The sequence below is a fragment of the Streptomyces sp. G-G2 genome, assembly GCF_030063135.1.
In the GTDB taxonomy this organism is placed as follows: Bacteria; Actinomycetota; Actinomycetes; order Streptomycetales; family Streptomycetaceae; genus Streptomyces.
Genome location: NZ_JASISO010000129.1, coordinates 1 through 1,061 on the forward strand (window position 1 = coordinate 1; position 1,061 = coordinate 1,061).

Consider the following 1,061-nt stretch of genomic DNA (forward strand, 5'->3'; position numbering starts at 1 on the left):
GTAAACGCTGGACCCAACGCTGGAAAGCCGCTCTGAACGCCTTCGACATCACCTTCGACGGCCGACTCTCAGCCGCCCGCCGCTGAACCCCCAACAACTCCAAAACCACCGTTAACTTTACGGACCCGCACTAGAAACGGCGAGCGTCGGCGGTCCACTGCCCCAGCGGGAAGTTGGCAAGCGAGGCTGGTCACCCCGTGGCTTCCGCCTCCTGGTCGTCGACGGCGGGCGCGCGGTACGTGAACGGCACCTTCAGATCACCGTGCTCGCGGGCGTAGATCACGGCCGCCTCCACGCCGCGCCGCCAGTGCTCGTGCTCTGGGTTGAGGACCCGCAAGTTGATGAACGCGGCGAGGGCGGCCGGGTCGCGGGGCGTGGAGAACTTCAGCAGAGCCTTGGCGGGGGCGCTGACACCTCCGGAGCCCTCGCCGCTCCCATCCGTGATCTTCCCGTTCTCGTCCTTGCTGACGGCCTTGTAGCGGCTCGGTGCCTGCTGCTCCGCGAGGCTCTCCACGATCCGCGCGTCGTGCGCCCGCAGCGCTTCCAACAGCTTGGCCACCCCACCGAACGCCCGGCCGTGAGCATGTTGTCCGCCGTCTCGCCCGGCCCGAGCAGCACCGGCACCACGAGTGAGGCCACCTTGCCCTCGCTCGGCTGCATCTGCAGCGCCCGGCCCACTGCCTGGTGGCTTTGTACATGTCGAAGATCAGCGTTTCGACAGCAGTTCGGGAGTCACCCTGGCCGTCGGCACCGAGCCGTTCCTCATGACAACGGGAGTCACCACCCATCGCCGGGACCTCGCGCTGATGGCCTGGGCGCCGCCGGGGCCGGGCTCGGCCACAGGGGAACATCAGCGCCGCACGCCGTCGTACGAGACCTCTGGACGACACGGCAGCTTCGGGGACGCTCCTCCCCATATTCGACATGGCCGCGTGCTAAGTGGTCGACGCGCGAAGTCCTTCGGGGGTTGATCAAGCAGTCGGTGCGGTGGAGGATTCTTCCTGTCGGTCGAGAGAGTGTCGGTCGAGTCTGGCCAGCAGATCGTCCAGGTCGGAGGTGGT

General features: G+C 67.4%; 1 protein-coding gene. It reads right to left on the reverse strand.

The genetic code is table 11. The features are described from left to right. Positions 1-190: 190 nt before the first annotated feature. Positions 191-559, reverse strand: coding sequence for a hypothetical protein (locus QMF80_RS37895; RefSeq protein ID WP_502963010.1), 369 nt, complete (start codon positions 557-559; stop codon positions 191-193). Positions 560-1,061 lie beyond the last annotated feature (502 nt).